The following is a 24,004-nucleotide window of genomic DNA, read 5'->3' as shown; positions in this document are numbered from 1 at the left end:
TGAGGTGTGCCTGAAATACCCAAAACCGGCTTGAAACCGGTGAAAATGGGTTTATGATCCGAAGCAATCAGGCGGGACAGGCGAAAAACCGTCCACCCCGCCGCGAAGAAGGCGAAAACGGGAATTTACAGAGGTTCCCCATAATGTTGGCGCGGATCACTTCGGACGGGTTCGGGCTGGCCATATAGAGCATGATCACCGGTGGCCCGGGCAGGCCCACACTGCCGGCCAGAAATCCCCCAACCGCGCCGGTGCCATAGACCATCGGCGGGCGCAGCGTGCCGTGATAACGCACGCCGGCCATAAGTAGAACCAGCAACAGCAGGGAAATCAGCGATACACCATAGCGGAAAACTTCGGGCGCGATCAGGCCCAACACCAGCACGCCCAATGGCAGGGCCACCAAGGTGCTTGCCGACAGGCGCAGGATGTCGCGTTTGTGGCCGGTGCGGATGGCGGCGGGGATATTGGGCAAGGGGCCGATCAGATCCATCACCATCAGGGTCGTCAGCGCCTGAAACGGGGTCAGGATCTGGCCGGCGACGGGCAGATATACCATCGCCGTGCCAAACCCTGAAAACCCGCGCACCAGACCGGCAACCGCCGCAGCAGTGACAAGCAACCAGAAGCCGTCAATTGCTACGGCTTCGGTCAGAGCCTGCATTTAGGCGTCGATATTGGCGTATTGGCCGCCGACATTTTTCGGGTCTTTTTTGCTCCAGTCCCGCTTGACCCCGAGGCGCAGCAGGATCGCCGAAGCGATAAAGACCGAACTGTATGTCCCGACAATCACACCCCAGATCATCGCGAATACGAAGTCGCGGATCACATCCCCGCCCAGCACAAACAGCGCGATCAGCGCAATCAATGTGGTGACCGAGGTCATCACCGTGCGCGACAGGGTTTCGTTGATCGACATATTCAGCAGGTCTTTCAGGGGCTTTTGTTTGAACTTGCGCAGGTTTTCCCGCACCCGGTCAAACACCACCACCGTATCGTTCAGGGAATAGCCGACAATCGTCAGCAATGCCGCGATGATCGACAGATCGAACTTGATCTGGAACAGGGCAAACACACCGATGGTCAGGGTCACATCATGCACCAGCGCAATCACAGCCCCCAGCGAAAACTGCCACTCGAACCGCAACCAGATATAGAACAACACCGCAAAAATCGCCGCAATCACCGCTTCGATAGCGGTCTGGATCAACTCGCCGGATACTTTCGGGCCAACAGATTCGACGGCCTCGAAACTGATGGATGGCTCATAGGCCTTCAGTGTCTGCTCGATCTTGGTGACCGTGGCCGAGGTTATGGCCTCGTCACCGTCCTGTGCCTCGATCCGGATTTGCGTGACATTCTGGTTTGGCTTGGTAGGATCGAACACCTCGGTGATTGAAACATCACCCAGCCCCAGCGGCGCAATCGCATCGCGATAGGCACCGACATCCACGGCCACTTCGGCCTTGGTGCGGATCGTGGTGCCGCCTTTGAAATCGATACCGTAATTCAGTCCCATGGTGAAAAACAACACCACCGAGAGCACCATCATCAGGCCCGAAATTCCCAGTGTCAGAACAGGAACCTTGAAGAAATCCCAATTTGTTTCTGCGGGTACAAGTCTTAGTCTCATGGTCTTATACCTCTATCTGTTTTGGTTTGCGGCGCTCAAACCACATAACAACAATCAGCCGCGTTACATAAATTGCAGTAAACACAGATGTGATAATTCCCAGTCCCAGCGTTACCGCAAATCCGCGCACGGGGCCGTACCCCATGACAAACAGGATCACAGCGGTGATGAAGGTGGTGATATTGGCGTCGATAATCGCACTCAGCGCCTTTTCATAGCCCAGCTCGATTGCCCGCGCCGGTCCTTTACCTGCCTTCAGTTCTTCGCGGATACGTTCGTAAATCAGCACATTGGCATCTACCGCCATACCGACGGTCAAAACGATCCCCGCGATCCCCGGCAGGGTTAATGTGGCCCCGATCATACTGAGCAGTCCAAAGATCAGTGCGACGTTGATCATCAGGGCAATATCGGCAAACAGGCCGAACAACCCGTAGGACAGGATCATGAACACCAACACCGCAACACCCGCGACAATCGCCGCGATCTTGCCTGCGTCAATGCTGTCCTGTCCCAGTTCCGGCCCGATGGTTCGCTCTTCCAGGAAATTCATCTTGGCGGGCAAGGCCCCGGCCCGCAGCAACACGGCCAGCTTGGTCGATTCCTCGACTGTAAAATTACCGGTGATAATGCCGGACCCACCCAGAATGGCACTTTGGATCGTCGGTGCCGAGATCACTTCATCATCCAGTACAATCGCAAAAGGAGCGCCAATATTGTCAGCTGTATACTGGCCGAATTTGCGCCCGCCCGACGGATTGAACCGGAAATTCACCGCAGGGCGGCCGTTTTGGTCAAAGGTGGGTTGTGCATCGACCAGTTCCTCGCCGGTGACAACCGGCAATTCTTCGACAATGTAATAAACGCCCTCTTCATCCAGCGAGGGTAACACCTGGTTGCGAGCACCGGGATTTGCATCGGGGTCAGACGTGCGGCCTACAACCGGTTTGAATTCCAGTTTCGCAGTGGATCCCAACAAATCCTTCAGTTCCTGCGCCGACCCCAGACCGGGCACCTGAATCAGAATCCGGTTTGTGCCTTGGCGCTGGATCGTCGGCTCGCGGGTGCCCACTTCGTCCACACGGCGGCGGATGATTTCCAGCGATTGCTGGATTGTGCGTTCGTCCATGGCGTGTTTTTCGGCCTCGGACAGTTGCACGGTTATTACATCCCCGTTTGCCGAAACCTCGATATCCGTCGCACCGACACCGGCAAGCGTGACAACCGGCTGTGCCAGCGCCCGTACCAGTTCCAGTGCTTTATCCATATTTTCAGGTTTGTCAATGCGTACCCGCAACTGATCAGGGGGTGAATCCAGACGGCGCACCGCCCCGACCACATCACGTGCCGGACGCAAGGCATCGCGCACATCCGGCCACATACCTTTGATGCGGGCCTCATAGACATCCTGCACCTGAACTTCGGCCAGCAAATGCGCACCACCGCGCAAATCAAGGCCGAGGTTTACAAGGCTTGAGGGCATCCAGCTGGGCCACTCGGCCACAGCCGCCTGGCGCTCGGGTGTGCTGCCGAACTTCTCGATCTCGACCAGCGCATCGTTGTGTTGTTCCACACGGGTGTAAAACCCGTTTGGCACCGCCATCAGCAGGCCGATCAGGACCAGCCCCCAGATGACAATGCGCTTCCAAAGATCGAATTGCAGCATATGTTTGCCTGTATATTACGTTTGTTTCGGATTATTTATTGTCGTTGGCCGGTTCGGTTTTGTTCAGAACCTGCGAAATGGTCGACTGGATTACGCGGATTTTGACACCCGATGCGATTTCGACTTCAACTTCGCCGCCCTCTTTTACCTTGACCACTTTGCCGACAATCCCGCCCGCCGTCACAACCTGATCGCCGCGACGCAGCGCCGCAACCATCGCCTGATGTTCTTTAAGCTTCTTTTGCTGAGGGCGGATCAGCAGGAAATACATGATAGCAAAGATCAGAATCAACGGCAGGAAAGAGCCAAGCGCGCCGAAGCCCCCTGCTCCTGCCCCTGCGGCCTGTGCGTATGCGGGTGTAACAAACATTGTGTCGTCCTCTTGGTATGGTGTGGGCATGGACGCCCTATAGACTTTGCGCGCACCCTATATGTGGCCCATTTGCTTGGCAAGCAGATGCCGCATGTAAATCAAGGCTTCAAAGCCGCGCCGGTCTAGGGCATATGGGGTATTACAGATGACATTCAATCGGGAACCAGTGAAATGCACGATATTAAAATGATCCGCGAAAATCCGGCCGCTTTTGACGCCGCAATGGCACGGCGCGGATTGTCCGGTATTTCCGAGGCAGTTCTGGCGATTGATTCTGCCCGCCGCGCCGCCATCGCCAAGGCCGAAGCGGCCCTGACCGAACGCAATGCAGCCTCGAAACAGGTGGGTGCGGCCAAAGCATCGGGGGACGAGGCCGAGTTTGAACGCCTGCGCGCGCTGGTCGGGGAAAAGAAGGCCCAGATTGCCACTCTTGAAGAAGAGGCCAAGGCCAAAGACGCCGAATTGCGCGATATGCTGATGGGCCTGCCCAACCTGCCCGCCGAAGATGTGCCCGATGGCGCGGACGAGGACGACAATGTCGAGATCAAGCGTTGGGGCAACCCGCGAGAATTTTCCTTTGATCCGAAGGAACATTACGAGCTGGCCGCCGTTCAGGATGGCATGGATTTTGAGACCGCCGCCAAACTGTCCGGCGCGCGTTTTGTGGTGATGTCGGGCGCTGTGGCCCGCGTGCATCGCGCGCTGTCGCAATTCATGCTGGATTTGCACATCGACAAACACGGGTTGCTGGAAACCAACGTGCCCGTATTGGTGCGCAGCGAAATGATGTATGGCACCGGCCAATTGCCCAAATTCGGCGAGGACAGCTATAAAACCACCGATGGCTGGTGGCTGATCCCGACCGCCGAAGTGCCACTGACCAATATCATCAACGGCGAGGTGATCGACGAATCCACCCTGCCCCGCCGCCATGTCGCCCACACCCTGTGTTTCCGCTCCGAGGCCGGATCGGCGGGCCGTGATACTTCGGGCATGCTGCGCCAGCACCAGTTTGAAAAGGTGGAAATGGTTTCGGTGACACACCCTGACGAATCCGCCGCCGAACATGATGCCATGACCCGCCGCGCGGAAGCCATCCTCGAGGCGTTGGAACTGCCCTACCGCACCGTGGTGCTGTGCACCGGCGATCTGGGTTTTGGCATGAAAAAAACCCACGATATCGAGGTCTGGCTACCCGGTCAGAACACCTATCGCGAGATCAGCTCGGTTTCAGTTGCCGGTGATTTTCAGGCTCGCCGCATGAACGCGCGCTTCAAACCGGCAGGCGGTGGCAAACCCGAGTTTGTGCATACGCTGAACGGCTCGGGGGTGGCAGTGGGCCGCTGCCTGATTGCGGTGCTGGAGAATGGCCAGAATCAGGATGGCTCGGTCACCCTGCCCGCCACATTGCACCCCTATCTGGGGGGCAAAACCGGTATTTCGACAGAAGGTAAACTGATCTGATGGGACTATTCGATTTTCTGACCGGCACCAAACGCCCGAAATCCGGTGTGACACCGGCCAGTGCCGCCGATGTTGAAGCCGCCATTCTGGCCCTGAACCGCGATACCGCCCCCTACCGGATCAGCGCCTGCAAGGACAGCAGTTGCGATCTGGTGGCGGAATGGAAGATCGTTGACGCCAAATGGTACGAGGTTTTCGCCAAGGCCGGTCTGGAGAAATGCTTCAAAATCAAAATGCGGCTGGATGCAGAGAAACACGAGGTCCGCGCACTGGACGAAGATTACACCATTGAATGGAAGGCCGGGGTGCCCTCGCTGGAATTGCAGTTGTCCGGTTTTCGCGGTCAGAAATCCGAAGTGTCATTCGGCACCGCCTATGCGTTCACCGAAGAATTGAAACCGGGCCAGGTTTACAATTACCGCTTCAACACAGCCGAGGTGAAAAAGCCCTTGCAACAGGCGGTGCTGGGCAAGGGCTGGACATGGCGCGGGGTCAGCTTTGGCAGGCTGTAACTATTTGTAAAACCTACCCCAGAAACGTGGTTTTGGCTTTTTTCAACAATTCGCCGGCCAATTCATACCGCACATAGATGGTTGCGCCCTTGCGGGTGCCAAAGGCGCTCCATCTTCCGCCAAGGTTTTTACATATTTTTCATTCTGCTGAAGAAAAATCACCACTCATCAGAACGGCATCGGCCTTGCCGCTGCAAAAGGCAACGATACCGGCAGAACGCCCTTTGAAATCGGTTTGCACAGCAATTTTATCGTGTTGCAATTTGCCGGCTGCGATGTTGCCCGGTCCGGCCTCGCCCACCAGTAGCATCGGGGTTGGCAAGCTATTTTTCATCGCCGGTTGGGTTGTGGGCGTGGTGGCTTCCACACAGGCTGAAAGCAAAAGAACAGCCGGTAGCAGGGTTAATACTCGCATAAATGAACTCCAATTTTGACATATTGTTACGTAAATAAAACACGTCAACCTAACCTGCCCTACAGTAAAGGAAAGTCAGGAATCCATTACCTCGGCCCCGCAACCAATTAGCTGTGCGGTGGCTTGTCCAGATGTTTGCGCAACCGGCTGGGGGTTGATTTTTTCTTGTTCTTATAGGGGTTTGACTCGGCCTGTGAACGCATCCACAGGCGGATCGGCGTGCCCGGCATGTCGAAACTGTCACGCAACCCGTTCACCAGATAGCGCGAATAGCTTTCAGGCAGTTTTTCCGGCATTGAACACATCACCACAAAGCCCGGCGGGCGGGTTTTGGCCTGAGTCATATAGCGCAGTTTGATCCGGCGGCCGGCGGGTGCCGGGGGCGGATGGGCCTCGAACATGTCAATCAGCCAGCGGTTCAGTTGCGACGTGGTCACACGGCGGTTCCAGACCTCGTGCGCCTTCATCACCGCCTCTTGCAGACGGTTCAGGCCGCGGCCGGTTTTGGCCGAAACGGTGACCAGAGGGGCGCCGCGCAATTGCGGTAACAGGCGTTCAAAAGACTCGCGTAAATCTTTGAGTTTCTTTTGTTTATTCGGCTCGACATCCCATTTGTTTACGGCCAGAACCACCGCGCGCCCTTCGCGTTCGGCCAGATCGGCGATGCGCAAATCCTGTTGTTCAAACGGGATTTCGGCATCGATCAGCACGATCACCACTTCGGCAAATTTCACCGCGCGCAGCCCGTCCGAAACCGACAGTTTTTCCAGCTTTTCCTGCACACGGGCCTTTTTGCGCATACCGGCGGTATCGAACATGCGGATCGGCACGCCGTCCCAGTCCATCTGCACCGAAATCGCATCGCGGGTGATGCCCGCCTCGGGTCCGGTCAGCAAACGCTCCTCGCCCAGCATCTGGTTGATCAGCGTGGATTTGCCCGCGTTCGGGCGGCCCACCACGGCGATTTGCAGCGGTTTGGCTTTGGTTGGCACGCGCGGGGCGCCGTCGTCCATATCCTCGGACACATCCACATCGGTTTCCGGCGCATCCGCCTCGGCGCGCTCGGCAAATTCATCGGCCAGCGGCATCAGCAGGGCCAAAAGGTCGCTCATCCCTTCGCCATGTTCGGCCGACAGACGCAGCGGATCGCCCAGACCCAGCGCATAAGCCTCGAGCACACCGGACTCGCCGGCGCGCCCCTCGGCCTTGTTGGCGGCAAGGATCACATGTTTGGCGCGTTTGCGCAGCAGCCCGGCAAAGAATTCATCGGTCGGCGTCACACCGGTGCGCGCATCGATCATGAACAGGCAGATATCGGCCATATCAACCGCGCGTTCGGTCAAACGGCGCATCCGTCCCTGAAGGCTTTCGTCTGTCGCTTCCTCAAGCCCCGCCGTGTCAATCACGGTAAAGCGCAAATCCCCCAGACGCGCGGCACCTTCGCGCAGATCGCGCGTGACACCGGGCTGGTCGTCGACCAGCGCCAGACGTTTGCCAACCAGACGGTTGAACAGGGTGGACTTGCCCACATTCGGGCGCCCCACTATGGCAAGTGTAAAGCTCATCGCTTGCTCCAAAAACAGATCAAGCTGCCCCGATACAGCATCCCGCCCCTAACGGAAAGCGTGAAGTTGGCCTTTTTTCGAAACCACATAGAGAACCCCGTTCACAACCACCGGATTTGTTGTAGCCCCGCCCGAAATCTCGATAGAAGAAACCAGCGAACCATCTACAGGATTGAACGAGCGGATCAAACCGTCACTGCTGGCAACAATCAAACGGCCGCCTGCCAAAACTGGCCCGTAGTTGGCATAAACATCTTTGCGGCGACGTGGTTTATCCTTGGTGTAATAGGGCAGTTCAACGGACCATATGGTTTCGCCGGTTTTTGCATCCAGCCGCACCAGATGCGATTCATCGGATACAAGGAAGACCGATCCACCGGCGGGCCAGACAGGGCTATAGGCCCCCTCTTTGGCGGTCCAGATGCGTTCACCACTGCCCAGATTCAGCGCAACAACGCGGCCCGACTGATTGGCGGCATAGACGGTGTTGCCATCGATCACGGGATCACCCGTTATATCGATAATCTCGGCATAGGCACGTCCACGCCGTTTACCCGACACAAAAGAGGCCCAGACCCGCACCCCGCCTTTGCGGAATGCCGCGACCAGTTCGCCGGAACCATAAGGGAAAACGACAAACTTGTCCGAAACCGCCGGTGCCGTTCCGCCCACCATCACTGATGGGGTCGGGGCCGCCTGCAATTCCCATTTGATCCGGCCATTGCCGGCATCGATCGCCCACCCGCGGCTGTCGCGGGACGTCACATATACAATTCCGTCGCGCACCGCAGGAGAACCCGTTGCCGGCGCATCCAGCTTTTGCACCCAGCGTTCGGCACCGGTAGCCGCATCAAGCGCCACCAGTTCGCCAAACCCCGAGGTGACATAAAGCGTGTTCCCCTCAACCGCCAGACCACCACCAGAAGCATCACCATCGCGATCCGTGTCAGGGGTAATATCCCGCGACCAGATTTTGGCCCCGGATGTGCTGTGCGCCATTACGGTTGCCTGCGCATCCAGCGTGAATACGCGTCCAGCGGCAACCACCGGATCGGCCGTGATACGGTATTTGCGACTGTCCCCTGCCCCGATCGAAACACTCCAGACATGGGTCAGGGAAGCGGCCAGTGCCGGATGGGTGATGCGATGTTCGGGCGAGCCGTTGCGGTGTGTCCATTGCCCGTTGTTGACCGGTGCTGGCAACTTGATCGGAACCGCGCGGTTTACCGGACCATCCGTCACAACAGCACTATCCGCATTTCCGTCAGCGGCTGCCGTAGCCTGATCCAGTGGAGTGCGTAGATCCAGGCGTTTTCCGGGCAGAATTTCTTCTTTTTGGCCGCAACCTGCCACCAATGCAGCAATCGCGACCCCCGCAAATATCCGGGTCAGTTTCATAGTATTTTCGCCCTTCAATTGCTTGTTCTTATGTTCAATATTCATATCAGCGCCTCCCGACCCCGAGATTTATTACGAGGCTTCGGCTTTGCCACCCAAAACAACGATCAACTGTGACGCGCGGCTGCGCAAGCCTGCGCTGACCTCGACATCGTTGATAATATCCTGAAGACGGGAAATCGCCGCGTCCTTCTTGCCTTCTTCAATATCCAGCATGGCCAGTTGTTCTTCGGCCAGCAACCGGAACGGTGCCCCGGCAACGGCAAGGGATGTCAGTTTACTGCGACGCTCTGCAATCGGCATATCTGTTCCCGACAACAAGACCTGTTTCAATACCGCCATTTCGCGATACGCCGGTGCCAGTTCGGGATCATCCTCGATTTTCGCAAGCGCCGAAACCGCCCGTTCGGCATTGCCGCTGTTCTGCGCCTCGGCCGAAGCCAGCAACGATACGACCGCCTTGGCCCCTTCGCTTTCGGCTGTGATTTTGGCCAGCGCCGCAGCACGGGCTGTGGCATCCTCGATTTCCAGCGCCGCAATCAGCGAATCCCCCAGCGCCTGTGCGGCGGCGGCCTCGCTTGCTTTGCGCCATTCGTTATAGGCGGCACCACCCACGATCAAAAGCACTGCCAGAATCGCGATCCAGCCGTATTTGCGCATCAGGGCAAACAGTTTGTCCCGGCGCACTTCTTCTGTGACTTCTTCGATAAAACTGTCTGTTTCGCTCAACGTATCTACCCCTGATGCCATTCCCCCACATGCGCGCGGGGCATTTGGCCTTTATATTCCATCGCAGTCTTACCCTATTGCAGCCAAGTTTGCCAAGGGGGTGCGAACAAGGCAAAGTCGCGTATTAACCTGCCTCTTGCATGTTTAAACTGAACTAGGTAGTTTAGTTATAGACTGCGCGCAGGTTAGCATCGCTCAATACATTGCTGTTTGTGCCACTGACCATTATTATTCGCCACGGCGAAACCATTACGAGGCCCGAATGAAACCGCTCCATTTTCTGATTGCCATCCTTGTTTCCGGGTTTCTGTATCTGTTGGTATTTGAACGCGAAAGCCTGCTGGACTTTGCCAAAGGCAATGCTGGTGTGGTTAGCGAAGAAAGCGAAACGCAAGAAACAGCCGAAACACCGGATGCAGAGGCCACGCCGCTGGTTTCTGTTGTAGCAATCCATTCCACCGCCCGCACGGTCGACAGCGCCGTGATGTTGAGGGGACGCACTGAAGCCGCCCGTCAAGTGACCGTAATGGCCGAAACATCCGGCAAGGTGGTGTCAGAGCCTTTGCGTAAAGGCGCCTATATCGAGGCCGGTCAAACCCTGTGCCAGCTGGATTCAGGCACCCGCGAATCCCGTTTGGCCGAGGCCAAGGCACGCCTGATCGAAGCCCAGGCCCGCCTGCCAGAAGCCATCGCCAGCGCCACCGGTGCCGCCGCAAAGCTGACCGAAGCCAAGGTGAACGAAAATGCCGCGCGCCGGTTGAACCAGCAGGGCTATGCCTCGGAAACCCGCGCGGCATCGGCCGAAGCGGCGCTGCAAGGCGCGTTGGCCGGCATCGAAAGCGCCAAGGCGGCCGTGGTTTCGGCCAAGGCGGCAATCGAAGCGGCCAATGCTTCGATCGCATCGATCGAAAAAGACATTGAAAACCTGACCATCACGGCCCCTTTCGCGGGCTTGCTGGAAACAGATACGGCTGAGCTGGGTGTGCTGCTGCAACCCGGTTCCCCCTGCGCCACGATCATCCAGCTGGACCCGATCAAACTGGTCGGCTTTGCGCCCGAAACCGAGGTCGACAAGGTGACCGTCGGCGCCATGGCGGGCGCCCGTCTTGCCACGGGACGCGAGGTTGTGGGACGGGTGACTTTCCTGTCGCGCTCCGCCGACCCTCTGACCCGCACCTTCCGTGTCGAGGTCCAAGTGCCGAATGCAGGCCTTGCCATCCGTGACGGGCAAACCGTTGAAATCATTGTCGCCTCTGACGGAACCAAGGCGCATCTTCTGCCTCAGTCCTCGTTGACCCTGAACAACGATGGCGCGCTTGGCATCCGTTACGTCGGCCCTGACAACATCACCGGCTTCGCCCCCGTCAGCATCCTGCGCGACACCCCCGAAGGGATCTGGGTTGCGGGGCTGCCCGACAAGGTGGACGTGATCGTTCTGGGCCATGAATATGTGATTGCCGGTGTTAAACTGGATGTCACCTATCGGGAGGCCGGCCAATGACCGGTATCGTCGATTGGGCAGCATCCCGCGCGCGAATGGTGCTTGCCTTTATCATCCTGTCGCTGATTGCGGGCGCAATGGCCTATGCCACCCTGCCCAAAGAAGGCGAACCCGACATCGAAATCCCGATGCTGATCATTTCAGTGCCCTTCCCCGGCATTTCGGCGTCGGATTCCGAAAAACTGCTGGTCAAACCGATGGAAACCGAATTGTCCGGTCTGGATGGGTTAAAAACCATGAAGGCCACGGCGGCGGAAAACTATGCCGTGGTGATCATGGAATTCGATTTCGGCTGGGATAAATCGAAAATCATCGCCGATGTGCGCGACAAGATGAGCACCGTCGAGGCCAATTTCCCATCTGGTGCCGATAAATACATCATCTCCGAATTCAATTTCTCGGAATTTCCGATCATCATCGTCAACTTGACCGGCGATCTGCCCGAACGAACCCTATTGCGGGTGGCCAAGGATTTACAGGACCGTCTGGAAGAACTGGAACCGGTGCTCGAGGCCGCCCTGACCGGCCAGCGCGACGAGATGGTCGAAGTGGTGATCGATCCGCTGCGGCTGGAGGCCTATAACGTCACCGCCGCCGATCTGATCAATGTGGTGGTGAACAACAACCAGTTGATTGCAGCGGGTGAAATCGAAACCGCCACCGGCGCGTTTTCGGTGAAAATCCCGTCGTCCTTTGACGAGGTGCAGGATATCTACAGCTTGCCCGTCAAAACCAATGGCGACCGGATTGTAACGCTGGGTGATCTGGCGCAAATCCGCCTGACATTCGAGGACCGCAAAGGTGTGGCGCGTTATAACGGCGAAAACACCGTGGCGCTGCAGGTCAGCAAGCGCAAAGGGTATAACATCATCGACACCTCGGAACTGGTGCGTGATGTGGTAGAACGCGAACGCGCCCTGTGGCCCGCCGAATTGCAGGCCGCGATCAAGGTTGGCACCTCGAACGACCAGTCCCGCACGGTTGGGTCCATGGTGCGACAGCTCGAAGGCTCGGTTCTGACGGCGATTGCGCTGGTGATGATCGTGATACTGGCCTCCCTTGGCACCCGCAGCGCGCTGCTGGTGGGGTTCGCAATTCCAACCTCGTTCCTTTTGTGTTTCGTCCTGTTGGCGCTGATGGGGGTGGCGATTTCAAACATCGTGATGTTCGGCCTGATCCTTGCGGTCGGGATGCTGGTGGACGGGGCGATTGTGGTGGTCGAATACGCGGATCGGCGTATCCGCGATGGCGTTGGCCCGATGCACGCCTATGTCGAGGCCGCCAAGCGGATGTTCTGGCCGATTGTCTCCTCGACCGCCACCACGCTGTGTGCTTTCCTGCCGATGCTGTTCTGGCCCGGTGTGGCGGGACAGTTCATGGGGATGCTGCCAATCACGCTGATCTTTGTTCTGTCCGCCTCGCTTGTCGTTGCGCTGGTCTATCTGCCGGTGATGGGCGGTGTTTCGGGGCGGATGTCGCGCAGTTTCGAGCACGCCGCCGACCTGCTGCGCCCGCTGCCGTGGGTCATCCGCGCCCTGCTGGCCATTGGCGCGCTATATCTGGTGTTCGTTGGCGCAATGGAGGGGCTGAACCCCGACTATATCCCGCCGTTGGGGGCCGTGATTGACGGCATCAAACAAAACAGTCCCGCGTTGGTTGGGGGCATGCTGGGTTTTGTGCTGCAAACCATGCCATTCCTGATCGCAACAATGCTGGCCTCTGTCACAGTAAACGCAGCCAAGTTTGAACATAAAGCCAAGCGCGTGCGCGCAGGGTATCACCGCTCGCTATTCGGCTGGCTGATCCGGTTCATCACCGGCAATCCGGTGATGCCCATTGTAACCATCGCCGCTGTGATCGGTTTTGTCGTGGTGGTGTTCGGGATGTTTGCAAAAAACAACAACGGCACCGAATTCTTTGTGAAATCCGAACCCGAACAGGCCATCGTTTTCGTGCGTGAACGCGGCAACCTATCTTTGATCGAAAAAGACGCCATCGTGGCCGAGGTGGAAAAAGTAATCCTTGCCACCAAGGGCATCAAAAGCGCCTTTGCCTTTGCCGGTGAAGGCGGGCTTAGCCAGAACACCGGCGGGGCCGGATCACCACGCGACACCATCGGGCGGGTGCAAATCGAACTGATCCCGTGGGAAGAACGTGCCGATATTCCCGAACTGGACGGCGATCTGGTGCTGGACCGGCTAAAGGCCAACCTTGCCAAAATCCCCGGCATCCGCACCGATATTCTGGACCTGCAACGCGGCCCTGCATCAGGAAAACCCGTGCACCTGCGCCTGAAGGGTAATGATTGGGAGGCGCTACAAAAGGCCGCCCTGACCGTTCGGGCCAAATTCGAGAATACCGTTGGGCTGGACGATATCGAAGACACCCTACCCCAACCCGGCATTGACTGGCAGATCGACGTGGATGTGGAAAAGGCGGGCCGCTTTGGCGCCGACGTGCGCACCGTGGGGGCAATGGTGCAACTGGTGACGCGCGGCATTTTGCTGGACACCATGCGGGTCGATACCTCGGACGAGGAAATCGAGATCCGCGTGCGCCTGCCAAAACAGGACCGCGTATTGGCCACACTGGACAGCCTGCGGGTGCGCACACGTGACGGGCTGGTGCCGCTGTCCAACTTCATCAGCCGCAAACCGGTGCAAAAACTGGGCCAGATCGACCGCGTCGACCAGCGCCGTTATTTCGATGTGAAAGCCGCCATTCTGGACGGGCTGACCAAATCCGTGACCAACGATGACGGCACCACAACCGAAGTTCCGATCACCGCAAACGAACGCATCGCCACGCTGACAAAATGGCTGGAAACCGAAAAACCCCTGCCCGCGGGCATCGCATGGGAATGGACCGGCGATAACGAGGAACAGGCAGAAACCGGCGCCTTTCTGGGCAAGGCGTTCATCGGCGCGCTGGGGTTGATGTTCATCATTCTGCTGGCGCAGTTCAACAGCTTTTACAACTCGGTTCTGGTGCTGTTGGCGGTGATCCTGTCCACCACCGGCGTGCTGATCAGCATGATGGTGATGGGTCAGGCATTTTCAATGATCATGACAGGGACCGGCGTGGTGGCGCTGGCGGGGATCGTGGTGAACAACAACATTGTGCTGATCGACACCTATCAGGAATACACCCAATATATGCCCAAGCTCGAGGCCATCGCCCGCACCGCACAGGACCGCCTGCGCCCGGTGATGCTGACCACAGTCACCACAATGGCGGGGCTTGCGCCGATGATGTTCGGCCTGTCGCTGGATTTCTTTAACGGTGGATATACCATCGACAGCCCCACCGCGCTGTGGTGGAAACAGCTGGCCACAGCGATTGTGTTCGGGCTTGGTATCGCCACGGTGCTGACACTGGTGTTCACCCCGTCCATGCTGGCGCTACGGGTGTGGTTGTCGGCGGGGGCATACAGATCGTTGAACCGGCTAAAGGCGCTGTCCTTTGGTCGTGATAGTATCGAGGCCCGCGACATCGCCCTGAACCGCGCCAGCCGCAAGGTAAAATCGCCGGAACTGGTTTGGGGGGATGAAACGCAGGATGATGCGCCAACACAAAAGGCGCCAGCACAAGCGGATGATCCAAAATCGGTGTTGGTTCTGACGGGCAAGGCAGAGGATGAAAAACCCACCAAGCCCAAACCACGCGGGCCAAAGGGCAAGCGGCTGCGGGCGGCGGAATAGGTGTGGGGGCGGGGCGCCTCTATCCAGAAAAACACCCCCTCATTCACCCCCCGTAGGGTGGGATTTCAACCCACCATTCGTGCGTGGTATGGACAAAGGCTAAGGTAAACAAATATCAATCAACCCCGTTGTTTACCCCGTATAGGGTATAGCCCACGGTCTGAAATCGAACCGGCCTTCCTTGCGCAACAAGTGAAATTCGCAATACTGGTCAACCGCTTCGGCGGGGTCGGTCAGGACCATCAGGTTGGGCACATCGGCATCTCTTAGATAATACACCAGCCCATCCCTGCCTTCGGTTTTTACAAACAGCTGATCACCGTCCGTGCGTTTCTTGCCGATAAAACTGCCCCAACTGTTCAGGAAGGCCCTGAATTCATATCCAAGGTCTTTTGCCTCGGGCATTGTATCCGGAAACATCTCGTCAATTAATGGGAGGTATTTTTTCTTCAGGCGCAAATCGCCCAACAGATCTTCAATTGGGTACCAGGAATTAGTTGGATAAGGTAAAATATGCGGGCAAATTCCGATGGCCGGATGGTTGGGTATATTCAGGCCGTTAAACCGGTGATAATAGGCAAGACGAATAGGTTCGGGCAGGCTAAGATGCCTTTCTTCAGCTGTTAGTATACGTCCCCGCTCTTTGAACAGTTCTGTATTTTTGGCTAACTTGGCATTTACACGGTCTATCCGGTCCTGATAATCGGGATCGCTGGGATTACCCCCTTTGAAATTGCGCGGAATTTCAATGACCTGCCCCTGAACTTCTTGGAAGAGATGGCATATATAGCTTAATGAGTGGGTGCCATCATGTAGTTTGCATCCGAGACCGAGTTCCCCGCCATTCATCAATATTCGGCCGGTTCTGGGCTGATGTTGCAGCGTCAGTTCGTATAACCATTCCTTGCCTTTCCCAAAAGGAGTTAATACATCACGCCAATGCCCTTCTAAAACAGCCGGATCAACCTCTTGGGCAGATGAATACCAGAGATCATTGTATTCCTTTATGTTCTTTAGAGTAATAATATCATCTGAAAGACCTCTGCATAACATCGGGATTCCCCCGGGTTGGCCGTTTTGGTAAGCTAGCCGGGAAATCTCTGGGGTGAATAGATGGACCTTTTCCTGCACGAAGCGGCGGCACGGATCGGCGCGGATGACGTTCTGTCGAAGATCGACGCGCTGATGGATTGGAACTCGTTTTTGCCGATCCTGCGGCGCGGTCTGGGGCGCTCGGGGATCGGGCCTCAGGGCTATGATCCGCTGGTTCTGTTCAAGTGTCTTCTGGTTGGCCAGTGGCACGGGCTGAGCGACCCGAAGCTGGAGCGGGCCTTGAAGGTGCGGCTGGATTTCATGCTGTTCTGCGGGCTCGATCTGCACGCGTCGGTGCCGGATGAGACGACCCACTGCCGGTTCCGCAATGCGCTGGTCCGGGGTGGCGTTTACGATGAGCTGCTGGCCGAGGTCTGCCGCCAGATCGAGGCGCATGGGCTGAAGCTGAAAGAGGCTGAGGCGGCGATCATTGATGCGACCCTGATCGCGGCGGCGGCGCGCCCGCGCACCCATATCGACGCCCCGCAGGACCGGGCAGAGGACGGGGCAAGGGAAGGGACGCCGGATGATCCGCCCGAGGTCTCACCCGACGGGGCACAGCTGCATTTCAGCGCCGACCCTGATGCCCGCTGGGTCAAGAAGGGCCGCAAGAGCACGCTCGGCTACAAGGGCTTTGCCCGCTGCGACGAAGAGGGCTTTATCGACAAGGTGCACACCACGCCCGCCAATGCCGCCGAAAGCCCCGAATTCGCCACCATGATCGCGGGCGCAAAGGCGCAGCGGGTGCTGGCCGACAAGGCCTATGCGAGCAAGGCCAACCGCCAGATGCTGCGCGGCAAATACCGCGACGGCATCCTGCGCAAGGCAGCGCGCGGCCGCCCCCTGCGGCAATCGGAGAAACGCTTCAACCGGCTGATTTCGAAACGCCGCTTCCGCATCGAGCAGACTTTCGGCACGATGAAACGCCTCTTCGGCCTGCAGCGGGCGAGATATTTCGGGCGCGCCAGGGTGCATGCCCAGATGGTCATGGCCGCCATCGCGCAAAACCTGCTCAAGGCCGCAAACAGGATCACCCTCAACCCGCAAACCCCCGCAATCGCATAGCCCCAAACCCCGCCACCCGTCTGTCCGCCGGACCCGCAGGGGCGCAAGGTGGGCGGCCGAAATCTTGCTTCAACCGAAAGCCATGGCCTCATGCAGAGGTCTTTCTGAAGTAATCATATCAGTTATTTCCCAGCATTAATTGTAGGGGCTGACCCAGATAACTACTTCAAGTAACGCTTAACCCATTGTCTTAGCAGCAATAACTGAGCTGAAGGGTCACTGTTGTTGAAACGCCACTCGCATTCCTTCAAATATAGCCCAAATTGGGCCTTGGGGACACCGTTAAATCGGCGCATGTGGCGCTTGGCTTGGTTCCAGAAATTCTCGATGCCATTGATGTGGTTGTGACGGTCTGCAAAGAGCTTGGAATGGTTGATGCGAAAGTGGTGGAAGTCTGACACATCCAGCACATTATAACCGCGCCAACAATCGGAATAGACGATGGAATCCGGCACGACTTTGCGCTCTATGATCGGGATCAGAGTGGCGGATTTGGCGTCCGGGATGATCTTGGTGTAAACCTTCCCACCCCTTTTTAATATACCAAAAACGGGAATTTTACCTGCCGCACCACGCCCGCGTTTACCTTTGCGTTTGCCGCCAAAGTAGCTTTCGTCCACTTCTATTTCTCCGCCGAACATAGCTTGGCTTTCCGCCTCCAGCTCATAGGCGATTATCTCGCGCAGGCGTAGAAAATAAAACGCTGCGGTCTTGCGGTTTACACCACACAAACTGGCTGCTGTTCGTGCTGTCGATCCCGAAACAAAATGCTCCGTAAGACGGTCTTGCTTGTAGTGGCTCAGGCGACTCTTTCTCATGCTTCCCATCATAACCTCTTTTTAGGTTATCTGGGTCAGCCCCTAATTGTATTCGCGCTTCAAGGTGCTTTCATATCCCATTGCTCCTTAGCCAACCACGCCTGATAACCCGGATCAAGCGGCACCCCATGGAACGAAGCAAGCCGTAGGGTGGGTTTTCATCCCACCATTCGCGCCGGAATAACAAAGGCGGCGGGGTGAACCCCGCCCTACGGGGCTGCTATCTTAACTTATAGGGAACCTCTAAAAATCCCCCAAAATCCGGCCTGACGGGGTAGAATCGTCATCAGGATGAAAATGATTCGACCGACGGGGTTTTGTCATGGGTCAGATGGGATTTTTTGATCTTTCCAGCCGATACGCGGGACTGGACAAATCTGGTGATCCGCTGGTGTTGCTCAACGACATGGTGCCGTTCGAGGATTACCGGGACGAGCTGAAGGCCATATGGCGCACGCCGCCCGAACAGCGCAAATCCAACGCTGGCCGCCCGCCTTGGGATGAGGTGCTGATATTCAAGACGATGGTTTTGCAGCAGCTCTACAACCTCTCTGACGATCAGATCGAGTATCAGATCCGCGACCGCCTGTCGTTCATGCGGTTTCTCGGCCTTGGCATTGAAGACAGCGTACCTGACGCCAAGACCATCTGGGCCTACCGTGAAAGGCTGGCCGGGGCCGGGAAGATGAAGGAGCTGTTTGACAAGTTCGATGCCTTTCTGCGCGAAAAGGGCTATCTGGCGATGGGCGGGCAGATTGTTGATGCGAGCATCGTTCCGGCGCCGCGCCAGCACAACAAAAGGGACGAGAACGAGAAAATCAAGGCGGGCGAAACGCCTGAAGAGTGGGAGGAAAAACCCCACAAGAAGCGCCAGAAGGACGTGGATGCGCGCTGGACGAAGAAGCACGGCAAGAGCTATTACGGCTACAAGAACCACATCAATGTCGACCGGCGGCACAAATTCATCCGCGCTTATGATGTCACCGATGCCGCCGTGCATGACAGCCAGGCGCTTGCCGGTCTGATTGATGCGAGCAACACCTCATCGGACCTGTGGGCCGACAGCGCCTATCGCTCGCAAAAGATCGAAAGCGAGCTGGAAGAGCGGGGGCTTCACAGCCATATCCATCACAAGGGCAGGCGCGGCAAGCCGCTTGGCGAGCGCCAGCAAAAGGCCAACCGGAGGCGCTCGAAAGTGCGGGTCCGGGTCGAGCATGTATTCGCTTTTCAGGAGCGCTCCATGGGCGGCAAGCTGATCCGCTCCATCGGCCTGAAGCGGGCGCGATTTCGCATCGGGATGATGAACCTGGTCTACAACATGAAGCGCTTCGTCCAGTTCGAATGCGGCCTGGCGGCGCCGGGATAAGGGTTCATGGGGTGAGGTGTGCCTGAAATACCCAAAACCGGCTTGAAACCGGTGAAAATGGGTTTATGATCCGAAGCTATCAGGCGGGACAGGCGAAAAACCGTCCACCCCGCCGCGAAGAAGGCGAAAACGGGAATTTACAGAGGTTCCCTATAATGACTTGGAAGATAAAAGGCTCGACCAAGCCGATCAATCGCAGACAGATAGCAAGGAACAACAACTCGATATAGAGCGGCGTAAATTTCCACAATGTCTTGCCAAACCAGGAGAGAGGGATCTCTCCGGCATTTTCATTTGTTTTATTCGTCATCTACAGGCCTTGGCCTGCTCTGGCTCTGTAATCACACAGGCACCGGGCAATGCATTCGCGTCCGGGGAAACGGCAAGGATAGTGAACTGGTCCGGCGCGGGAAACGCCTGCTGCAAACGTGCAAGAAGGCTGTCTTGGCTGACGTCATCCAACAGTTTGTCCAAGGCCAGTGCCTGCTCTGCCTCTCTGCCATCCAGAACGCCCATCAGTGCCGAAAAAGACACACTTGCCGGTTGCCCTGCCGTTTTCTGAATATTAGCCGCAAATGGGGCCTTGAGGTTGGACACTGGCCCCTCCGGACCGGTTTCACGAAAAGTGGTGTAAGCCTTCAGAACAGCCTCTTCCACCTGCGCCATTTTGCTGGTTTCCACTTGCCCGCGCAGGACCAGAAACCGGTTAGCCCGGGAAAACGCCCCCAATCCGGCACTAAAACCATAGGCCGCGCGCAGGTCAGTGCGCACAGCATTGAATAAGACGCTGCCTTCCCCCACGCCAAGGGCCTTTACCAAAATAATATCGTCGAATTCATGGCCTTCCGCCGTCGGCGGGAGCGGGCCAATAAACGTCAGTGAACTGGCTTCAGCATCCGGTTGGAGCAGCAATATCCGTCGTGGGGTGAAATCAGCCTGAATGGCAGGCGGATCAACCGGCCCGCCTTCGGGCAGCCCCCCCAGCAGCGCGTCGACAGCTTTGCCGGCCTCTGTGTCGCTCAAGGCACCGGCAATCACGATGGTTGCTCCGCGGCGGGTAAATACCTGCGCGTGCCAGGTGGAAACCTCGTCGCGCGTTACGGCCTCTACCATGCCGGGTTTGTCAAGCGACAGGGCTTCGCGCACGGGGCTATTGCCAAAGGCGGCCCAGCGTAGTGCGGCAAAGCCCTGCTGGTCGGGTTTTGCCATTGTTTCGGCCATGCGTGCGGCAAACCCGTCGCGGATGCGGACAAGCCACTCGGGGTCGAGGGCTGGTGCGCGCAGATGCGCGTTGGCAATTGTTATCGCCGCATCCAGGTTTTCCTTCGGCACCACAAAGCCGGCACGTATATTGTCAACGCTTGGGGCAATTCCGGCATCGGCGTTCAGATCGGCAAACATCTCGACAGCCTTGCCCGCCGGATAGCCTTCGGCCCCGCCGGACAGGATCAGATCCTTGCCAATATAAGGCACCGCCTGATTTACATCCCCGCGCGTCGCCCAATCTGTCGGCCATGCAATGCGGATGGCCACGTCCTTGGCTTGAGGCAGATAAATGCGATTATAGACGATACCGCCCGGGCTGGTTTCACGGCTGGCACTTGGCTTGTCGTTTTTGCATCCGGCAAGAGACAGGCCAACCAGCAGCACAAGGAGGATACGTTTCATTTCTGGTCCTTTCCGATAAATGCCACGGCTGTCCTGCCCGGACCCGCCAGCGCCAAAAGCAGTTCATTCAGATCATCGCGCGCCAACTGGACGTCAAGCTGGCGCAACTCGGCTTTGCCTAATGGGATGCGCAGGTTTTGCACCCGATTCAACACATAGTCAGCCATCCAGTTGCCAACCTCTTTTTTGTCGTTCCAGTCCGGCCAATAGGTCTTGAACCGCTCTCGCACGCGTTCCCAGGTAGCAGGCGGGATGTTCTGTTCAGAGATGGCCAACGCCGTTTCAAAAGCCGCCTGAAGCCTGGCAAACGAGACTCCGCGATCCGGCGCGGCGGAAAGCCGCAATTCGATATGGCGCTCATCCAGTGCAATCACGGATACGCTGAAACGGCGGGTGATGAAGGCGTCATAGCGCAAAGGGCCGGCTAGGCCACCTGGCAGGTTGGTGTCCAAGATGTCGCCAAGCAGTGCCGTCTGGGTTTCGAGCAGGTCAAAATTAACCGGTTGTTTCAAGGTGACAACCTTGCGCCAGATCATGCGCGGCGCGGCGGCGGGGTCATCAAACGTGAAAACCCGCGTTTCCGCTGGGGCAAGATTGAAATCCGGTGGTGTGATTTGCGTTTCTGTGCCGATCTTGCCTGCCAGCCCCGCCGCTGCAACGGCTTCTTGCACTTGCCCGTCGGTGATGTTGCCGACCACGACAAGCGTTGCGTTTTGCGGCAAATGGGTGGCATCATGCAAGGCGCGGGCGGCGTCATAATCAAGCGCCGCGATCTGCTCGGGCGTGCCAAGGGGCGAGGTGGCGATGGCGTTGCCCTGATACAGGAACGCATTCATTACAGTCGCGGCCTGCCTGTTGATGTTATCGACCAACCGCAAATCATATTCACGCCGCAGGATGGTCTTTTCCTGCCCGGCGAAATCATCCGGAAGAGTGATGGGTTCGAACACTCCGGCAAGGGTGCGCAGCAGGTCCGGCAGGTCTTCCGGCTTGCCCGAAAGCCAATAACCAACCGCCAGATCGGTGGTCCAGGCATTGGTGTCCCGGTCTTTGGGATGATCCTGCGAGCCAACGGCGTTCAGCCAGGAAAGGTGCTCGACATAGTGCATCTGGAGGGCGGGGCCATCATGAGCAAAGACAATATGCACGCTGACTTGCGGCAATTCAGGCTGCGCGACGGTCAGGATGCGGTTGTCACTGGTTTGATTGAATGCAAGGCCCGGGTGGAATACCAGCATTAAGAACAGCAGGAAGATGCCCGTAGGAAGGGGCAGCAGTTTTAGAATGGTTCTTCTCATTTCAACTTCTTGCTGTCCCTCAAAACTTCGCTTGGATCATCAACTATGTAGTCTCTGAATTTCAGACGGCCTATGTCGAAGCATTGGCCTAGGCTATAATTTTGCTCGCAATTGTGGGAAGGGCACAACAAGCGGTGGTGGTTGCCAAAATCTGGTCGAAAGAAACGCCAAATTTCAGATGAAAACAACATGATTGGGCAGATACAAGTGGCGCTTACCCATTTCTATGGAGCCCTATTTTCCAAGTAGCCAATGCAAATAGTGGTGCTGCAATAGCAATGAAAATAGCTACCCGCAAAAGCGGCGTATCCAGCAGAAATAGGCCGGCTCCGGAAACCAGAGCAAATATTGCGGTGCTGATTGTGAGTTTTGCAGTTCGTTTGTTTGACATCTATTTTCCTTTCAAGCTGAAGAGCACAGGCCCGCACATTCGGGCCTGTGCCAAAAACATAAGGGAACCTCTGTAAATTCCCGTTTTCGCCTTCTTCGCGGCGGGGTGGACGGTTTTTCGCCTGTCCCGCCTGATTGCTTCGGATCATAAACCCATTTTCACCGGTTTCAAGCCGGTTTTGGGTATTTCAGGCACACCTCACCCCATGAACCCTTATCCCGGCGCCGCCAGGCCGCATTCGAACTGGACGAAGCGCTTCATGTTGTAGACCAGGTTCATCATCCCGATGCGAAATCGCGCCCGCTTCAGGCCGATGGAGCGGATCAGCTTGCCGCCCATGGAGCGCTCCTGAAAAGCGAATACATGCTCGACCCGGACCCGCACTTTCGAGCGCCTCCGGTTGGCCTTTTGCTGGCGCTCGCCAAGCGGCTTGCCGCGCCTGCCCTTGTGATGGATATGGCTGTGAAGCTCCCGCTCTTCCAGCTCGCTTTCGATCTTTTGCGAGCGATAGGCGCTGTCGGCCCACAGGTCCGATGAGGTGTTGCTCGCATCAATCAGACCGGCAAGCGCCTGGCTGTCATGCACGGCGGCATCGGTGACATCATAAGCGCGGATGAATTTGTGCCGCCGGTCGACATTGATGTGGTTCTTGTAGCCGTAATAGCTCTTGCCGTGCTTCTTCGTCCAGCGCGCATCCACGTCCTTCTGGCGCTTCTTGTGGGGTTTTTCCTCCCACTCTTCAGGCGTTTCGCCCGCCTTGATTTTCTCGTTCTCGTCCCTTTTGTTGTGCTGGCGCGGCGCCGGAACGATGCTCGCATCAACAATCTGCCCGCCCATCGCCAGATAGCCCTTTTCGCGCAGAAAGGCATCGAACTTGTCAAACAGCTCCTTCATCTTCCCGGCCCCGGCCAGCCTTTCACGGTAGGCCCAGATGGTCTTGGCGTCAGGTACGCTGTCTTCAATGCCAAGGCCGAGAAACCGCATGAACGACAGGCGGTCGCGGATCTGATACTCGATCTGATCGTCAGAGAGGTTGTAGAGCTGCTGCAAAACCATCGTCTTGAATATCAGCACCTCATCCCAAGGCGGGCGGCCAGCGTTGGATTTGCGCTGTTCGGGCGGCGTGCGCCATATGGCCTTCAGCTCGTCCCGGTAATCCTCGAACGGCACCATGTCGTTGAGCAACACCAGCGGATCACCAGATTTGTCCAGTCCCGCGTATCGGCTGGAAAGATCAAAAAATCCCATCTGACCCATGACAAAACCCCGTCGGTCGAATCATTTTCATCCTGATGACGATTCTACCCCGTCAGGCCGGATTTTGGGGGATTTTTAGAGGTTCCCATAAT

21 protein-coding genes are annotated in these 24,004 nt (G+C 57.2%); 7 read left to right on the top strand and 14 right to left on the bottom strand.

What is annotated here, in order from left to right:
* Window positions 1–67: 67 nt before the first annotated feature.
* Genes ACQY4M_RS15690 through yajC form a run of 4 tightly spaced genes read right to left on the bottom strand, consistent with a single transcriptional unit; the run spans window position 68 to window position 3,669 of the window.
* Complete coding sequence (locus ACQY4M_RS15690; protein WP_428545998.1) at window positions 68–664, bottom strand: TSUP family transporter; 597 nt, start codon at window positions 662–664, stop codon at window positions 68–70.
* Entirely contained in the window at window positions 665–1,633 is a 969-nt protein-coding gene (secF, locus tag ACQY4M_RS15685; protein ID WP_428545995.1) for a protein translocase subunit SecF, read from the bottom strand.
* 4 nt (window positions 1,634–1,637) lie between these two features.
* Window positions 1,638–3,299, bottom strand: coding sequence for a protein translocase subunit SecD (gene secD / locus ACQY4M_RS15680; RefSeq protein WP_428545991.1), 1,662 nt, complete (start codon window positions 3,297–3,299; stop codon window positions 1,638–1,640).
* A 31-nt stretch (window positions 3,300–3,330) separates the two neighbouring features.
* Window positions 3,331–3,669 carry a preprotein translocase subunit YajC gene (yajC, locus tag ACQY4M_RS15675; RefSeq protein ID WP_428545988.1) on the bottom strand — a complete coding sequence of 113 codons (339 nt, stop codon included), beginning with the start codon at window positions 3,667–3,669 and terminating at the stop codon, window positions 3,331–3,333.
* Between the two features lie 174 nt (window positions 3,670–3,843).
* On the opposite strand from yajC, the gene serS reads away from it, so the two are divergent.
* Entirely contained in the window at window positions 3,844–5,136 is a 1,293-nt protein-coding gene (gene serS / locus ACQY4M_RS15670) for a serine--tRNA ligase (protein WP_428545984.1), read from the top strand.
* Window positions 5,136–5,648 carry a hypothetical protein gene (locus ACQY4M_RS15665; protein WP_428545981.1) on the top strand — a complete coding sequence of 171 codons (513 nt, stop codon included), beginning with the start codon at window positions 5,136–5,138 and terminating at the stop codon, window positions 5,646–5,648. Before serS ends, ACQY4M_RS15665 begins: the two co-directional genes overlap by 1 nt.
* Window positions 5,649–5,787: 139 nt before the next feature.
* On the opposite strand, the gene ACQY4M_RS15660 is transcribed toward ACQY4M_RS15665, so the two are convergent.
* The 4 genes from ACQY4M_RS15660 to ACQY4M_RS15645 form a co-directional block, all read right to left on the bottom strand.
* Entirely contained in the window at window positions 5,788–6,063 is a 276-nt protein-coding gene (locus ACQY4M_RS15660; RefSeq protein WP_428545978.1) for a hypothetical protein, read from the bottom strand.
* A gap of 107 nt (window positions 6,064–6,170) precedes the next feature.
* Window positions 6,171–7,628, bottom strand: coding sequence for a ribosome biogenesis GTPase Der (gene der / locus ACQY4M_RS15655; RefSeq protein ID WP_428545975.1), 1,458 nt, complete (start codon window positions 7,626–7,628; stop codon window positions 6,171–6,173).
* Between the two features lie 48 nt (window positions 7,629–7,676).
* The gene (locus ACQY4M_RS15650; RefSeq protein ID WP_428545972.1) at window positions 7,677–9,071 is read right to left on the bottom strand and encodes a PQQ-binding-like beta-propeller repeat protein; all 1,395 of its coding nucleotides are present in this window, start codon (window positions 9,069–9,071) and stop codon (window positions 7,677–7,679) included.
* Window positions 9,072–9,098: 27 nt separating this feature from the next.
* Window positions 9,099–9,755: a hypothetical protein gene (locus ACQY4M_RS15645; RefSeq protein WP_428545969.1), complete on the bottom strand. Its 657-nt coding sequence runs from the start codon at window positions 9,753–9,755 to the stop codon at window positions 9,099–9,101.
* 262 nt (window positions 9,756–10,017) lie between these two features.
* Here ACQY4M_RS15645 and ACQY4M_RS15640 point away from each other — a divergent pair, with 262 nt between their 5' ends.
* Both ACQY4M_RS15640 and ACQY4M_RS15635 read left to right on the top strand, forming a co-directional pair.
* Complete coding sequence (locus ACQY4M_RS15640) at window positions 10,018–11,256, top strand: efflux RND transporter periplasmic adaptor subunit (RefSeq protein ID WP_428545966.1); 1,239 nt, start codon at window positions 10,018–10,020, stop codon at window positions 11,254–11,256.
* Complete coding sequence (locus ACQY4M_RS15635) at window positions 11,253–14,957, top strand: efflux RND transporter permease subunit (RefSeq protein WP_428545963.1); 3,705 nt, start codon at window positions 11,253–11,255, stop codon at window positions 14,955–14,957. Before ACQY4M_RS15640 ends, ACQY4M_RS15635 begins: the two co-directional genes overlap by 4 nt.
* A gap of 132 nt (window positions 14,958–15,089) precedes the next feature.
* Here ACQY4M_RS15635 and ACQY4M_RS15630 read toward each other — a convergent pair whose 3' ends face one another.
* On the bottom strand, window positions 15,090–16,010 hold the full coding sequence (locus tag ACQY4M_RS15630; RefSeq protein WP_428545960.1) for a hypothetical protein: 921 nt from the start codon (window positions 16,008–16,010) through the stop codon (window positions 15,090–15,092).
* A gap of 60 nt (window positions 16,011–16,070) precedes the next feature.
* Between ACQY4M_RS15630 and ACQY4M_RS15625 the strand changes: the two genes are divergently transcribed.
* On the top strand, window positions 16,071–17,114 hold the full coding sequence (locus tag ACQY4M_RS15625) for an IS5 family transposase (RefSeq protein ID WP_428539221.1): 1,044 nt from the start codon (window positions 16,071–16,073) through the stop codon (window positions 17,112–17,114).
* Window positions 17,115–17,275: 161 nt separating this feature from the next.
* Here the strand turns inward: ACQY4M_RS15625 and ACQY4M_RS15620 are convergent, their stop codons facing one another.
* Window positions 17,276–17,932, bottom strand: a complete 657-nt coding sequence (locus ACQY4M_RS15620) for an IS1595 family transposase (RefSeq protein ID WP_428548211.1) — start codon at window positions 17,930–17,932, stop codon at window positions 17,276–17,278.
* A gap of 322 nt (window positions 17,933–18,254) precedes the next feature.
* Here ACQY4M_RS15620 and ACQY4M_RS15615 point away from each other — a divergent pair, with 322 nt between their 5' ends.
* Both ACQY4M_RS15615 and ACQY4M_RS15610 read left to right on the top strand, forming a co-directional pair.
* Window positions 18,255–19,298 (top strand): IS5 family transposase, encoded by a 1,044-nt coding sequence (locus tag ACQY4M_RS15615; RefSeq protein ID WP_428539227.1) that lies wholly within the window; start codon window positions 18,255–18,257, stop codon window positions 19,296–19,298.
* A gap of 65 nt (window positions 19,299–19,363) precedes the next feature.
* A complete protein-coding gene (locus ACQY4M_RS15610; protein WP_428545957.1) occupies window positions 19,364–19,528 on the top strand; it encodes a hypothetical protein in 165 nt (54 codons plus the stop codon).
* Between the two features lie 76 nt (window positions 19,529–19,604).
* Here the strand turns inward: ACQY4M_RS15610 and ACQY4M_RS15605 are convergent, their stop codons facing one another.
* The 4 genes from ACQY4M_RS15605 to ACQY4M_RS15590 all read right to left on the bottom strand — a co-directional run bounded on the left by ACQY4M_RS15605 (window position 19,605) and on the right by ACQY4M_RS15590 (window position 23,912).
* Window positions 19,605–20,966 (bottom strand): M16 family metallopeptidase, encoded by a 1,362-nt coding sequence (locus ACQY4M_RS15605; RefSeq protein ID WP_428545954.1) that lies wholly within the window; start codon window positions 20,964–20,966, stop codon window positions 19,605–19,607.
* Window positions 20,963–22,264 (bottom strand): M16 family metallopeptidase, encoded by a 1,302-nt coding sequence (locus ACQY4M_RS15600; RefSeq protein ID WP_428545951.1) that lies wholly within the window; start codon window positions 22,262–22,264, stop codon window positions 20,963–20,965. Before ACQY4M_RS15600 ends, ACQY4M_RS15605 begins: the two co-directional genes overlap by 4 nt.
* Before the next feature lie 224 nt (window positions 22,265–22,488).
* Window positions 22,489–22,803, bottom strand: a complete 315-nt coding sequence (locus ACQY4M_RS15595) for a hypothetical protein (RefSeq protein ID WP_428545948.1) — start codon at window positions 22,801–22,803, stop codon at window positions 22,489–22,491.
* 65 nt (window positions 22,804–22,868) lie between these two features.
* On the bottom strand, window positions 22,869–23,912 hold the full coding sequence (locus ACQY4M_RS15590) for an IS5 family transposase (protein ID WP_428542508.1): 1,044 nt from the start codon (window positions 23,910–23,912) through the stop codon (window positions 22,869–22,871).
* Window positions 23,913–24,004 lie beyond the last annotated feature (92 nt).

This window comes from Profundibacter sp., from assembly GCF_965277155.1.
Taxonomy (GTDB): domain Bacteria; phylum Pseudomonadota; class Alphaproteobacteria; order Rhodobacterales; family Rhodobacteraceae; genus Profundibacter.
Note: the sequence above shows the minus strand (reverse complement) of the source record. Positions and strands in the feature narration are given on the sequence as shown.